Consider the following 14,444-nt stretch of genomic DNA (forward strand, 5'->3'; position numbering starts at 1 on the left):
GCTAGGTGAAACAAGTTTCACCTTACTCCGCTCGACTTGCATGTATTAGGCACGCCGCCAGCGTTCGTCCTGAGCCAGGATCAAACTCTCCAAAAAAGAGAGCGATTAAGCTCAATTAGAAAAACTGACGAGAACGTAATGTTCTCTTTATTTTGCTCGGTTACCATACAGTCTGACGACTTGCACCATAACCTCGCGTTTAGAATTTCGAAGAATCGAAATTCTTTGCTCACTCGTTGTTCAGTTTTCAAAGATCAACTTCGTCGCGTTTCAACTCTCGTCGTCAGCAACTTTTATATCATATCATGTCCGGTTTAGAAATGCAAGCTTTTTTAAAAAAGTTTTTTTAACTTCTCATCGAAGCTTACTTGCCATGTTCTTGTTTGAAACGGCTTATTTCTTGGCCGGAATTAGAATATACCATGTATATAATTATAATGCAAGCCTTTTGTTTATAAATATTTAATCTATCGTTTTATCTACTTATAGAAGGTATCTCTTTCTCTAATTTTAGATGGAGATACCTCCTCTGATATGTTACTCATTTATCACTCTTTTAATATAGAGCTGACGCTCTGCCACTAGACTTACAATGGCTCCCTCTACTGCTACCATTGGACGCGTTGGGTGATCTCGATCGGTAAATATGATACTCCCCCTGCGATGATCGCTAAGCTCGACTACCGCTCCATTATGAAATTGTGTCACTTTACGAATAAAGGTCTGTACAATCTTCGGATCCAGCTTCCCGAAAGACTCTTGCATAATCTGCTCCAGTACCAGGTACGGTGATTGCGAGGTCTTATACGGTCTCTCGAGCGTCATCGCATGGAATATATCTGCCACGGCAACAATTTTCGAGTACGTGTGGATCTGATGCCCCTCCAGCCGCAGCGGGTAACCCGAACCATCGATTTTTTCGTGGTGCTGCAGTGCAGTTAATCTTACCCCGTCATTGATCGCTTTTACATTCTTAAGAATTGTATATCCGTGGGTCGTATGTTTTCTTACTTCTTCCTCTTCTGTCTTGCCCAGCGGTTTAGTACTGTACAAGATCTCAGGTGACACTTTGATATTACCGATATTATGAAGCAGGCCTGCCAATGCGACCTGTACCCAGTCTCTTTGAGGCAGCTCACACCACTGTGCGATTAGATAGGAAGTTAGAGCTGTTAACACAGCATTGTGGTACATATACTCATCTCTTTTTATCGAGCGTGGACTAAAATGAAGCACTTGATAGTTTTTTAAATGTCGTATGAGAATCGAAAATTGAGTGCGAAGCTCGAAAACAGGAACCTCAAATGCCATAGCCTCATTAAAAGCCTTCTTCGTCAATGCAACCATACGTTCATATTCTTCCTCAAAAGAAGTAAGATCTGCTGTATTTACAATCTCTGCAATCTGCTCGTCTACCTGTAATTGTTTCTCCTGCTCTTCCTGCGAGCTATATGCGGATCCTCCTTCTGAAGAACCCCCTGTATTCATATCTACTTCTACGGTCTGTACAAGAAAAGCTCGCAAAATTTCTAGATCACGAGGAAGGATCACTTTTCCTTTGGATAGAAGGAGTCCTCCCAGCGGTGTATGTACATCTTTGGCCAGCTTTGTCCCTGGCTTCAATTCAATAATTGACATCATAACCATTACGCTAACGCTCCGTTCCTAACACAGTTATCTAGCAAAATTAAAATTATTATCCCATTTTCCATTATATCCCTATACGTAACTTGTGTATATTGCGAGTTTATGACCTAATTAATTTTTTAACATGCTTCTCTTTTTATACTCTACAATCTTGTTCAAATAAAAATAGGAGACCCCATTATGGGACCTCCTTAACTACCTATTCTTCGCTCTCGGAATCCGTGTCCAGATCTTCAAGACTATTCTCTTCATTGTCATCTGTAACTGGATCTGCAGCATCTTCAGACAAGGCACCCGATTCAGAAATAAGAGCTACATCTTCCATAGCCTCTAATTCCTCTTCTTCTGTTTTATCTGTTCTGCATACCGTTGCCACAGAGTCATCCTCACGCGTATGAATGAGTCTCACCCCTTGAGTGTTACGACCCATTGTGGAGATTCCCTCCATACTCATGCGCATCAGCGTACCGCTTGTCGTTATAATCATCAAGTCTTCTTCGTTCTTCACGACCTTCAGACTGACAACCGGGCCATTCTTCTCCGTAATGTTAATCGTCTTGATTCCCTTACCGCCGCGGCTTTGAATACGATAGTCCGATACCGGGGTACGTTTGCCGTATCCGTTAGCCGTAACAATGAGAACCTCAAGCTCTGAATCAACAATATCCATACCGATGACGGAATCCTCTTCGTCCAGGTTGATGCCTTTGACCCCTGTCGCGCTTCTTCCCATCGACCGAACGTCATCTTCAGAGAAACGAATGGACATTCCGTGAGCTGTACCGAGAATCATCTCTTGTTTGCCGTCGGTAAGCTTCACTTCGATTAGGGAATCATCCTCACGCAAGTGGATAGCTATAAGTCCACCCTTGCGGATATTTACGTAATCGTCGAGTGGGGTCTTCTTCACAACGCCATGCTTGGTGGCGAAGAACAAGAACTTCTCGCTCTCGAACTCTTCAACCTCAATAACCGCGTTGACAGTCTCCCCTTGCTCGATCTGAATCATATTAATAATTGGCGTTCCTCTTGCGGTCCGGCCAAGCTCAGGAATCTCATAAGCTTTGAGCCTGTACACCTTACCTTTATCCGTGAAGAACATCAGATAATTATGTGTGTTGGTTACAAACAAATGCTCAACGAAATCCTCATCCTTGGTATCCATACCCACCACACCACGACCGCCTCGCTTCTGCGAACGGTATGTGGATACCGGTAGACGCTTAATGTAACCAGTATGGGTAATCGTGACAACGACATCCTCACGCGGAATTAGATCCTCATCAAGAATGCTCTCCTCACCAACCGTGATCTCCGTACGGCGCTCATCATTGTAACGGTCCTTGATCTCTTGCAGCTCATCACGAATGATTTCAAGCACCAAATGCTCATTCGCTAGAATCTCGCGATATTCTGCAATCTTGGCAAGAAGCTCGTTATATTCGTTCTCAATCTTCTCGCGTTCAAGTCCTGTAAGACGCTGCAAGCGCATATCAAGGATAGCCTGAGCCTGATCATGACTTAGCTCAAAGCGCTCAATCAATCCTTCTCTCGCAGCATCTGTCGTTGCAGAAGCACGGATCAAAGCGATGATCTCATCAATATGATCCAGAGCAATTCGCAATCCCTCGAGAATGTGTGCACGGGCTTCCGCTTTGCGCAGTTCGAATTCTGTACGACGGCGAATAACAGTAATTTGATGCTGTAAGTAGTGATAGAGAACATCACGCAGGCTCAGAATCTTAGGCTCGTTGTTAACGATGGCCAGCATGTTTATACCGAAATTGGATTGCATGGAAGTATGCTTATACAGATTGTTAAGCACCACATTCGGATTCACATCGCGGCGCAGCTCAATTACAATTCGCATACCGCTGCGGTCTGACTCATCACGAAGATCTGTAATACCTTCAATCTTCTTCTCACGTACAAGCTCTGCAATCTTTTCTACAAGACGTGCTTTATTCACTTGATATGGAATTTCGTGCACGATAATTCTTGCTTTGTTGTTCACTTCTTCAATGGTCGTTCTCGCACGCATCGTAACCGTTCCGCGGCCTGTTTGATAAGCCTGGCGAATACCTGAACGGCCAAGAATAAATCCAGAAGTCGGGAAGTCAGGACCCTTGATATATTCCATCAGCTCTAAAGAATCAATATCAGGGTTCTCGATCATTGCGTGAACCCCATCAATGACTTCTCCCAAATTATGAGGTGGAATATTGGTCGCCATCCCTACGGCAATCCCGCCTACACCGTTTACGAGCAGATTGGGATATCTAGCAGGAAGAACGACAGGCTCGTGCTCTTCCCCGTCATAGTTAGGTATAAAATCTATCGTATCTTTATTAATATCACGGAGCATTTCCATCGCGATCTTGGACAAACGGGCTTCCGTATAACGCATTGCCGCTGCCATATCTCCATCAATGGAACCAAAGTTACCGTGACCGTCTACAAGCATATAACGCATCGAGAAATCTTGGGCCATCCGTACCATAGTTTCATATACGGCCGAATCTCCGTGCGGGTGATATTTACCGATAACTTCGCCGACGATACGCGCTGATTTCTTGTAAGGCTTGTCAGGTGCCATTCCAAGCTCCGACATCGCAAACAGAATACGACGGTGCACTGGTTTAAGCCCGTCTCTAACGTCAGGCAAAGCACGGCTGACGATGATACTCATCGCATAGTCCATAAAGGACTCGCGCATTTCTTCGCCAATATCGCGGTCTTTAATTTGCGAGTTATTTTGATCCGCCATGCTGGACCTCCTTCTTGTCTATCAAACAACATTGTTAAGCTGAAAATGTATTTGTGAAAAGCCTAACAAGGCTTTAACGCCCAAATCTTCTAATGAATTTCTCTCTATTACTAGCCTAGACAAAAAGTCCATTATTAAACGTATTCACGCTTCTAATTGGACCTATCTATAGGGATATGCCCTTCCTGTTTTGAAGAGCAAACCATATACTGTACAAATTCAGAATGGACATTCAGCTGCACAATATTACTCATATCCACACAAAACGCCATATTCCTCTATTATACCACTGATTTTTCTCCTTGTCCTATGGATTTCCTCCGGCAGGTATGATACTTCGCGAATTTATTGACTACATTCGATTAAGTAATAAAGGAGTGGTTAAATGAGCATCCGACGTGTCTCAAGCAAATGGAAAAAGACAGCTGTTCTCTTAAAAGATCCTCAGATCGCTGTCTATGTTCCAGAAACTCGCAAGTACAATCAGAATAATCTAGAGAAAATGCTGAACTCCCATCGTACGGTATATGTGAAACCAGAGCATGGATCTCATGGCAAAGGAATTATGCGGGTAGAGAAACCAAATTCTAGCAGCGATGAGACCCATTCATCAAATGAATCCGAGCATGTTCTCCATTATGAAAAAACGAAAAAACGTACACTACCGTTACAGCCCTGCATCAAAAGATACAAAAGCGAATGAATGGAAAGTCATATTTAGTTCAGCGCGGGATCAGACTTCTTAAGCATCAAGGCTGCCCATTCGATCTAAGAGTGATGGCTCAGAAGAACCCTCAGGGCAAATGGGAAGCTACCGGCATTATCGGTAAAGTCGCTGCAAAAGGAAAAATTGTGACTAATATTAACGGCGGCGGTCATATTGCTTCTTTTGAAGCCTTGTTAAAGCCCTATCTCGGAGAAGGCGGGACAAAGAAATTCAAGAAAGAACTGAACTCTCTCGCTCTCAAAACGGCAAGACAGATGGAAAAGAACTATCCCGGCATTAAGGAGCTCGGCCTCGACATTGCGCTAGATGAGAAAGTAAGACCGTGGATTCTTGAGGTTAATACGTCTCCTGGCTTGTATGTGTTCGGTTATTTACCAGACAAGAGCATTTATCGAAAAATCAAAAAATACGCTAGAGCCTACGGTAGAGTACGAATGTAGCCATTCGCAGCAAAATCTAGCGTTCGCTCCTAATCACTCTCTGCCATAGTAGTTATTCAGCTGCAATCCCGTCTACTGTAAAATCAGAAAAAGGGGCCATACCGGCCCCTTCTGTAAAACACATTGTTTATATGAATACTAAACATCAAGATTCTTGACGTATCTTGCATTCTCCTGAATGAAGTCGCGTCTTGGTTCTACGTTGTCTCCCATCAGGGTATCAAACATGGTGTCTGCAATCATCGCGTCCCCAATAGACACCTGAAGCATCGTGCGGCTCTCGGGGTCCATCGTCGTCTCCCACAGCTGACCGGCGTTCATCTCTCCAAGTCCTTTGTAACGCTGTACATTGACCTTAACGCCCTCGCCGAACTCCTTAAGGATGAGGTCACGCTCGGCCTCAGAACCTGCATAGCGGACAGTCTTATTACGTTCGATCTTGAAGAGCGGCGGCTGAGCGATGTACACAAAGCCTGCTTCAATAATTTTGCGCATATAGCGGTAGAAGAACGTAAGCAGGAGGGTCCGGATATGGGCTCCATCGACGTCGGCATCGGTCATAATAATCACTTTATGATAACGTGCCTTCTCGATATCGAAATCATCGCCAATCCCCGTACCGAGCGCCGTAATAATCGCGCGAATCTCGGCATTTGAGAGAATACGATCGAGTCTCGCTTTTTCCACGTTCAGAATCTTACCACGTAGCGGCAAAATCGCTTGGAAATGACGATCACGTCCCTGCTTCGCTGATCCACCTGCCGAGTCACCCTCAACGATGTACAGCTCACTGATCGAAGCATCCTTCGAAGAGCAGTCAGCGAGTTTACCAGGCAGAGCACTCACTTCAAGAACGCTCTTACGACGGGTCATCTCACGCGCTTTACGCGCTGCTTCTCTCGCTCTGGATGCTTGCAGGGCTTTATCCAGAATACGGCGGGAAACAGAAGGGTTCTCAATCAGGAATTCCTGCAGCTTCTCAGCGAACAGTGATTCCACAACGCCGCGCACCTCACTATTGCCAAGCTTGGTTTTGGTTTGTCCCTCAAACTGCGGTTCGGGGATCTTGACAGAGATAATGGCAGTCAGTCCTTCACGCACATCATCTCCCGTCAGATTGCTGCTGTTATCCTTGATAACGCCAGCCTTGCGAGCATAGTCATTAATGATCCGTGTCAATGCACTCTTGAAGCCGGACTCATGAGTACCACCCTCATGGGTGTTAATATTATTCGCAAAGGAGTAGATATTCTCAGTATAGCTGTCGTTGTATTGGAGGGCTACCTCCACCTGAATGTTCTCACGCTGCCCTTCAACATAGATCGGCTGCTCATGAAGAACCTCTCTCTTGCTGTTTAGGTATTGTACGTATTCCTTAATCCCGCCCTCGTAATGGAACGAGCTTGAATCACCGGAACGCTCATCCGTAATGCTGATACCAATTCCTTTGTTCAGGAACGCCAGCTCACGAATACGGGTAAGCAGGATATCATACTCAAATACGGTCGTTTCCGTAAAGATCTCGGGATCTGGATAGAACGTTGTTGTGGTTCCTGTTTTGTCGGTATCGCCGATGACTTTGACATCATACTCTGGAACACCACGGCGGTATTCCTGCTGGTAAATGTGTCCGTCACGTTGAACAATAACGCTAACCTTTGTAGACAGAGCATTCACGACGGAAATACCTACACCGTGAAGACCCCCAGAAACCTTATATCCGCCGCCGCCGAATTTACCTCCAGCGTGAAGGACGGTCATAACAACCTCAAGGGCAGATTTCTTCATCTTGGCCTGTTCCGCTACAGGGATCCCCCGTCCATTATCCACAACGGTAATGCTGTTATCTTCGTGGATCGTCACATCAATCTGATCACAGTAGCCTGCAAGAGCCTCATCGATACTGTTATCCACGACTTCCCATACGAGGTGATGCAAGCCTTTCGAGCTCGTCGAGCCGATATACATCCCTGGACGTTTTCTGACGGCCTCAAGTCCTTCAAGGACCTGAATCTCATCTGCACCATATGTCGGTTGATTCATAGACATGCCTTTCACCTACTTCACTAGATTAGAGTGGATCTGATAATTTTGTTATGACTGTATATAAAAGTGCCAAATGCGTTATAAAAGTACCGCCTCCTTGCTCTTGTTCGCAAGATGACGATACTCCTCAATAGATCGTTATATATCGCTTAGAACATTCGCTCTTTTCTTGAGAGTGGTTGAAGAGATTGGGGAATAGTAAACCGTGCTCTTGGTAACGACAATCGACTTCGCTTCTTCTTCTCCAATGATCTCCAGGTTTTTTTCCTGTTTAGAGTAAGTAATGTACTGCTTCGATATTTTGGACGATTTTTCAATCGATATATCAAAAATAGCAACGAGCTCGGAAGAGCGGATAATCTTGTCTCCGCCCAGGTGGATATACATTGTCCGTTCATCTCCTTAACGTTCCACGTGACCAGCCTGTACATGATAGATATGAGCATCATGGAGCTTGCTGGTATTCAGTGTTTCAACCCCTGTTGCGGTTATAAACGTCTGAACTTTGCTCTGGAACGTTTCAATTAGCTGCGTCTGACGGTATGGATCAAGCTCAGATAATACGTCATCCAGAAGCAGAACCGGATATTCACCAATCTCCTCGCAAATCAGCTCGATCTCTGCCAGCTTGAGTGATAGAGCGGTCGTTCTCTGCTGCCCCTGTGATCCATAGGTTTGTACTTCATGGCCGTTAATAAAGAAGGATAGATCATCGCGATGAGGACCGGTTAGCGTGGTGCCTCGTCGGATCTCCTGATCCTTGGTTTGTGATAATTTTATCATAAAAAGGTTTAATAAAACAGCTTCATCTTCTTCGAGGGCATCAGCAAAGGATGGAACATAAGCAAGTTCAAGCTTCTCTTTGCCCCCTGTAATGCCTTCATGAATCGTTTCCGCCCATTTTTGCAGCTTCTTTATGAATTGTTTCCTTTTTTTAACGATTTTAACACCATGCTCTGCTAATTGCTCATTCCATACGCTGAGCATCACCTGCTGAGATTCCGAAGCCCCCCATAACTGCTTCAGCAGATTATTTCGCTGGACCAGAATCTTCTGATACTGCTGGAGGTGATAAATATAGCCTGGAGCGACCTGTCCAATCTCCATGTCAAGGAACCGGCGGCGAACCCCCGGTGTCCCTTTGACGATCTCCAGATCCTCCGGCGCAAACATGACCACATTCAGGCTGCCGATAAAATCACTGAGCTTGCGCTGCTCCAGACCGTTAATCTTTGCTTTTTTGCCTTGCTGGGATAACGATAAATCAAGCTGAATTGTTCCGTACCTTCTATCCACATGTGCACTAATATGCGCGCTCGAGGCATTGAATCGAATGAGCTCCTTGTCTTTGGAGGTCCGATGACTCTTCGTTAGTGCCAAAGCGTATATCGCCTCAACCAGATTCGTCTTGCCCTGAGCATTCTGACCAATAATCAGGTTAACCGGTCCGAAAGACTCGAGCTTCAAATGCTCGTAATTTCGGTATTGATTCAGTTCAATGTCACTTACAAACACACTTTACATCCTCCCTTGCCTCTCGCCTCTTGAGGAAGCAGCAGGTGTTCGCTATTCTATTTCGCTTCTTCGACCTGGAACTCGCCTTCTCCATCAACGGCTACCAGATCTCCAGCATACAGCTTACGGCCCCGTCTCTCTTCGATCTCACCATTTACTTTGACAGCCTGCTCCTGCAGCAGCGCCTTCGCCATTCCTCCGGTAGGAACACAATCGGCCAGCTTCAGAAACTGATCGAGCTTAATATATTCACTGTGGATAACTATTTTTTTCACGGAAAACTTCCTCTCATGTGAATAACTTTTATTTCTAAAAAAAATAATACACAGCTCTAGTTCGTAGTACGGTATGGCAGAATGACATACTGACTTGAGCTGTTGTCCGTCGGTTTTAGGATAATTGGGCTCATCACGCCGGTGAAGGAGATCATAAGCTCCTCGCTCTCGACTACTTTGAGCACATCAAGCATATATTTCGAGTTGAAGGAGATTTTGAGCGGTTCCCCTTTGAAATCTTTAACTTGAAGCTCTTCACGCACCTTACCTAGCTCAGAGGAGCTGGATGAGATTTCAATATCCCCGTTATCCAGTGTCTGCATACGAACGATGTTCGTTTTCTCCTCACGGGACAGCAAATACGCGCGATCGATCGATTCACTGAGCTTTTTCGTTTCCAAAATCAGTTCTGTTTTGTAGGAGCTCGGAATAATTCTAGAAGTATCAGGGTAAGTTCCATCCAGAATGCGGGTATAGAATAATACACGATCAATCTTGAACAGCACCTGGTTGTCAGCAACGACGATATCTACGAGTGAATTTTGATCAGGGATAATTTTGCTCAGCTCATTCAGTGTTTTTCCTGAAATGACGATATTGTGGAATTTGATCTCATCGGCTCCCTCAATATGGGCAGAGCGAGTTGCAAGACGGTGGCGGTCGGTTGCCACAAATTTGAACTCATTATCATTCAGACTCCATAATACGCCAGTCAAAATTGGTGTTGTTTCATGCGTGGAGATAGAGAACACCGTTTGCTTAATCATATTTTTGAGCAGATCACCAGGAATGGACAAGGTTTGGTTCTCTTCGATGCTAGGGAGAACAGGGAATTCTTCTGGATCGAGTCCAACGAGCTGAATTTCTGTTGCTCCTGCAGAGATGAAAGTATTGAAGTTGTCTTTAACTTCCATGTGAACTTCCTGAGATGGCAGCTTCTTAATAATTTCGACAAAAAACTTCGCAGGTAAAACAACACTTCCTGCCTGCTCTACAGAAACAATGGTCTTACCATCCTCTTCTAAAGGGATAAACGATTGAATAGAAATATCAGTATCACTTGCAGTAAGCGTAACGCCTTGATAATTCACATCAAATTTAATCCCGGTAAGAATAGGGATCGTAGTTCTGCTGGAGATCGCCTTGGATACATGTTGAATGGATTCATTCAGGTAGCTTTTCAATATGCTGATTTTCATAGTTTCACTCCTTGGGGAATATAAGCTTGATGTTGCTGCCTAACGTACTTACTTTTTCGAAATATAGCGTCGCTAAGACGCATTTATATTGATGTAGTATTTATTAAAAAAATAGTAGTAATAGTAATAGGCGCACTGAATATGTGGATAAACCCTACAAACGGCATAAAATTAAGCCTATCCACATGTGTACAGATTGTGCATAGGCTTTGTACTTGTTAAGTTGGGTTTTTGATTTTCTCGATTAGATTGTTGATAACTTTGAACAGTTCCTGATCGTTCTTAATCGATTGTGTTATTTTCTCATGCGCGTGAATGACGGTTGTATGATCCCGTCCCCCGAATGCTTCTCCAATCTTAGGCAAGGAAAAGTCAGTCAACTCTCGAGATAGATACATTGCAATCTGCCTTGGGAAGGCCACCGCTTTGGTTCTTTTTCTAGCCTTGAAATCTTCAAGCTTCAGATTGTAATATTCGCCAACCCTCTGCTGAATATCCTGAATGGTAATAATCTTCGGACGGCTTGATGGAATGATATCCTTAAGTGCTTCTGCCGCCAGATGTGTTGTAACGTCCTGATTGGTCAGAGACGAGTATGCTACCACACGAATAAGGGCCCCTTCAAGTTCTCTGATGTTCGTATCGATCTGATTGGCAATATACATCATTGCTTCATTCGGAATATCGAGATTCTCTGCCTTGGCCTTCTTGCGAAGAATGGCGATTCGCGTCTCAAGATCCGGAGGCTGGATATCGGTTATCAGTCCCCATTCAAACCTGGAGCGCAGCCGTTCCTCAAGCGTCGGAATTTCCTTCGGCGGCCGGTCACTTGAGATAATGATCTGCTTGTGCTCTTCATGCAGTGCATTAAAGGTATGGAAGAACTCTTCCTGTGTCGATTCCTTACCGGCCAAAAATTGAATATCATCAATCAGCAAAATGTCGACATTGCGATATTTATTGCGAAAATTCTCACCACGGTTATCCCGGATGGAATTAATGAATTCATTCGTGAATTTCTCCGATGAGAGGTAAACGACCTTACTGCTGGGGTTATGCTCCAAAATGTAGTGCCCTATGGCATGCATGAGGTGTGTCTTGCCGAGTCCAACTCCTCCATATAAGAAGAGCGGATTGTACGCTTTGGCAGGGGCTTCTGCAACAGCAAGCGATGCTGCATGTGCAAATCTGTTGCCCGGGCCGATGACAAACGTGTCAAAAGTGTACTTCGGATTAAGCATATGTGCCATAGCCTCTTCTTGTGGTACTGGAGGAGGCGTGACCACTTGCTGCGGATCCGGCTCAGCCGTCTTGTGTTCTTCTATGACAAACTTAACGTCCACTTGTTTTCCGAGCAGTTCATAAACGGTTGAACCGACAAGTTTCGTATAGCGGCTCTCCAGCCACTCTACAGCGAACGTAGTGGGCGCTGATATGACGATAGACTGATCATTCAGCTTAATGGCTTTGGTCGCCTTAAACCAGGTGTCATAGCTGGGTTTGCTAAGCTTGGTTTGAATTATTGATAGTATTTGCTGCCATAGTTCGGAAGTATGGCTGTCCACAGACTGTCACTCCTTTTAATCGTCCAAATGTGGCCCAGAGCCATGAGCGGAATGTCGAAATAAAATTTATAATGTAGAATTTATCCCCAGTGTCCAAAAGACCTCAGACAAAAAAAGAATGAACAACTCAAAATTGTTCACAACTTTATCCACAGGCTGTTGATAATATTATGGATCAAAACATATATTCACATCCAAAAGTAATATAATCATAGCAAAAGAAAGCTTATATTTCAACGGATCTCAGGATTTTATCCACAAATTCAATAACTTGTGTATAATTTTTAATCACAACACTATATATTGTTTATAATCTGTTTAGTTTTCGACAAGAATGCCCAAAAGGCGATAATAATTATTCACAGCTTGTCCTCTAGCAAGGAAGAAAACTGTTGAACAATTGGAGTCAGTCTGTGTACTTCTACTGAAGTTAAGTCTGTGGATAACGAAGGGAAGTAAGAAAATCACTCTCGAGGATATGTGTGAGAGGTGTAATTATTGCCGGGCAGTTTATATAACGATTCATTATTCGTATTGAGATTAGAGTATGCAAAAGAGCCGATCATTATGATCGGCTCTTTGTGCAAAATGTTAAATCTATTCGCTTACCGTAATATGCTCTCGCTGGAACTTCGCAATATCCTCATACTCTTCGGTCAGCTTACGGGATATGCGGATAAAGATTGGAAGCAGCTCCTGATAGATCGCTACATGGTTTTGATCCGGCTTGTGGGCATGAGTCGTTCCCACCATCTCTGAGACGATCTCAAGTGAATCTGTGCGTCCTGTAGCATAGAGACCGAGGACAACGGCTCCAAGGCATGAGCTCTCGAAGCTCTCAGGTACAACGACTTCCTGATCAAAGATATCGGCCATCATCTGACGCCACAGTGGAGAGCGTGCAAATCCGCCTGTAGCCAGGATGCGGCTTGGCTGACCCATCTGTTCCTTCATGGCAAGCAGAACCGTATAGAGGTTAAAAATGACGCCTTCAAGTACGGAACGAATCATATGCTCCTTCTTATGGTGCAGTGTAAGTCCGAAGAAGGAGCCTCTGGCATCTGGATTCCATAGCGGGGCTCTCTCACCAGCTAGGAATGGATGGAAGAGCAGTCCGTCCGCACCAGGGCTGACACGTGCAGCGATACGGGTAAGTACATCATACGAGCTGATACCGAGGCGTTTGGCTGTTTCTATCTCGCTGGCCGCCATTTCATCACGAACCCAGCGGAAGATCATGCCTCCATTATTGACAGGTCCGCCGACAACCCAATGCTTCTCTGTCAGAGCGTAGCAAAATGTGCGCCCTTTTGGATCAGTTACCGGCTTGTCTACAACGGTGCGGATCGCTCCGCTTGTCCCGATCGTAGCTGCCACTTCACCAGGACGTATGGCATTTACACCGAGATTGGATAGTACACCATCGGTAGCACCAACAACGAATGGAGTGGAGGCGGACAAGCCCATCTCTGCCGCATACTTTTCATTTAAGCCTTCGAGAATATGGGTAGTAGGTACAAGCTTGGACAAGCGTTCTGAAGTAATTCCCGCAATCTGCAGCGCTTCTTCATCCCAATTGAGCTGTTCAAGATTCATCAGTCCTGTTGCAGAGGCTATAGAATGATCGACTACATATTCATTGAACAGCTTAAACGTAACGTATTCACGGATCGAAATGAATTTGGCCGATTGATTAAACAGCTCATTGTGGTCATGTTTGAGCCATAGCAGCTTGGCCAGAGGGGACATCGGATGAATTGGAGTCCCGGTGCGGCGATAGATCTCGTGCCCGTTCAGCTCATCCTTTAATTTTCTAGACCATTTGTTACTGCGATTATCTGCCCAGGTGATGCATGGAGTAAGGGGATTCCCTGCTGCATCCATCGCGATGATACTATGCATTGCTGTACTAAATGAAGCAAACATCACTTGCTCTGGTGCAATGCCGCTAGTCTTCATGACTTCCTTAACTGTATGAATGACGGCATGGAAGATTTGCTCCGGATCCTGAACCGCTGCATCGGGAACAGGGGTGTGAAGCGGGTATTCCTCACTTGCTTTTGTAACCACTTGTCCATTTTCTTCAAACAGGACAGATTTCGTGCTCGTTGTCCCGATATCAATACCTAGCATGTATGATTTCATTACGTAAGAGCCTTCTTTCTAAAATATAATGGAATCAATTTCATAAAATCATTAATAAGGTGAATATGAAATTGATTCATTGGTAACGCAATTTGCCTAACACGAAGCTAGCAGTTCA

General features: G+C 44.7%; 11 protein-coding genes and 1 rRNA gene. 2 read left to right on the forward strand and 10 right to left on the reverse strand.

The window, feature by feature from the left end; genetic code table 11:
- From TCA2_RS26965 to gyrA, 3 genes are all read right to left on the reverse strand, one after another.
- Nucleotides 1-96, reverse strand: a 16S ribosomal RNA gene (locus TCA2_RS26965); the annotation flags it as partial.
- Nucleotides 97-537: 441 nt separating this feature from the next.
- The gene (locus tag TCA2_RS15615) at nt 538-1,647 is read right to left on the reverse strand and encodes an HD-GYP domain-containing protein (protein ID WP_047912547.1); all 1,110 of its coding nucleotides are present in this window, start codon (nt 1,645-1,647) and stop codon (nt 538-540) included.
- 199 nt (nt 1,648-1,846) lie between these two features.
- A complete protein-coding gene (gene gyrA, locus TCA2_RS15620) occupies nt 1,847-4,414 on the reverse strand; it encodes a DNA gyrase subunit A (protein ID WP_047912548.1) in 2,568 nt (855 codons plus the stop codon).
- A gap of 385 nt (nt 4,415-4,799) precedes the next feature.
- Between gyrA and TCA2_RS26195 the strand changes: the two genes are divergently transcribed.
- Complete coding sequence (locus tag TCA2_RS26195; protein ID WP_052512062.1) at nt 4,800-5,117, forward strand: YheC/YheD family protein; 318 nt, start codon at nt 4,800-4,802, stop codon at nt 5,115-5,117.
- Nucleotides 5,114-5,581 (forward strand): YheC/YheD family protein, encoded by a 468-nt coding sequence (locus tag TCA2_RS26200; protein WP_052512064.1) that lies wholly within the window; start codon nt 5,114-5,116, stop codon nt 5,579-5,581. The genes TCA2_RS26195 and TCA2_RS26200 overlap by 4 nt, the downstream gene beginning before the upstream one ends.
- A gap of 138 nt (nt 5,582-5,719) precedes the next feature.
- Here the strand turns inward: TCA2_RS26200 and gyrB are convergent, their stop codons facing one another.
- The 7 genes from gyrB to gntK all read right to left on the reverse strand — a co-directional run bounded on the left by gyrB (nt 5,720) and on the right by gntK (nt 14,326).
- Nucleotides 5,720-7,630, reverse strand: coding sequence for a DNA topoisomerase (ATP-hydrolyzing) subunit B (gyrB, locus tag TCA2_RS15630; protein WP_047912549.1), 1,911 nt, complete (start codon nt 7,628-7,630; stop codon nt 5,720-5,722).
- 135 nt (nt 7,631-7,765) lie between these two features.
- A complete protein-coding gene (remB, locus tag TCA2_RS15635) occupies nt 7,766-8,014 on the reverse strand; it encodes an extracellular matrix regulator RemB (RefSeq protein WP_047912550.1) in 249 nt (82 codons plus the stop codon).
- A gap of 15 nt (nt 8,015-8,029) precedes the next feature.
- Nucleotides 8,030-9,142, reverse strand: a complete 1,113-nt coding sequence (recF, locus tag TCA2_RS15640; protein WP_047912551.1) for a DNA replication/repair protein RecF — start codon at nt 9,140-9,142, stop codon at nt 8,030-8,032.
- Nucleotides 9,143-9,198: 56 nt separating this feature from the next.
- Complete coding sequence (gene yaaA, locus TCA2_RS15645; protein ID WP_047912552.1) at nt 9,199-9,417, reverse strand: S4 domain-containing protein YaaA; 219 nt, start codon at nt 9,415-9,417, stop codon at nt 9,199-9,201.
- 56 nt (nt 9,418-9,473) lie between these two features.
- Nucleotides 9,474-10,616 (reverse strand): DNA polymerase III subunit beta, encoded by a 1,143-nt coding sequence (gene dnaN, locus TCA2_RS15650; RefSeq protein WP_047912553.1) that lies wholly within the window; start codon nt 10,614-10,616, stop codon nt 9,474-9,476.
- A 218-nt stretch (nt 10,617-10,834) separates the two neighbouring features.
- A complete protein-coding gene (gene dnaA, locus TCA2_RS15655; RefSeq protein WP_047912554.1) occupies nt 10,835-12,181 on the reverse strand; it encodes a chromosomal replication initiator protein DnaA in 1,347 nt (448 codons plus the stop codon).
- A 597-nt stretch (nt 12,182-12,778) separates the two neighbouring features.
- Nucleotides 12,779-14,326 carry a gluconokinase gene (gntK, locus tag TCA2_RS15660; protein ID WP_047912555.1) on the reverse strand — a complete coding sequence of 516 codons (1,548 nt, stop codon included), beginning with the start codon at nt 14,324-14,326 and terminating at the stop codon, nt 12,779-12,781.
- Nucleotides 14,327-14,444: the final 118 nt, after the last annotated feature.

Source organism: Paenibacillus sp. TCA20 (genome assembly GCF_000732325.1).
GTDB classification, from domain to species: domain Bacteria; phylum Bacillota; class Bacilli; order Paenibacillales; family Paenibacillaceae; genus Paenibacillus; species Paenibacillus urinalis.

Coding starts and splice junctions, on each gene's coding strand:
- TCA2_RS15615 (WP_047912547.1), bottom strand. CDS start 1,647: ATGGTTATGATGTCAATTATTGAATTGAAGCCAGGGACAAAGCTGGCC.
- gyrA (WP_047912548.1), bottom strand. CDS start 4,414: ATGGCGGATCAAAATAACTCGCAAATTAAAGACCGCGATATTGGCGAA.
- TCA2_RS26195 (WP_052512062.1), top strand. CDS start 4,800: ATGAGCATCCGACGTGTCTCAAGCAAATGGAAAAAGACAGCTGTTCTC.
- TCA2_RS26200 (WP_052512064.1), top strand. CDS start 5,114: ATGAATGGAAAGTCATATTTAGTTCAGCGCGGGATCAGACTTCTTAAG.
- gyrB (WP_047912549.1), bottom strand. CDS start 7,630: ATGTCTATGAATCAACCGACATATGGTGCAGATGAGATTCAGGTCCTT.
- remB (WP_047912550.1), bottom strand. CDS start 8,014: ATGTATATCCACCTGGGCGGAGACAAGATTATCCGCTCTTCCGAGCTC.
- dnaN (WP_047912553.1), bottom strand. CDS start 10,616: ATGAAAATCAGCATATTGAAAAGCTACCTGAATGAATCCATTCAACAT.
- gntK (WP_047912555.1), bottom strand. CDS start 14,326: ATGAAATCATACATGCTAGGTATTGATATCGGGACAACGAGCACGAAA.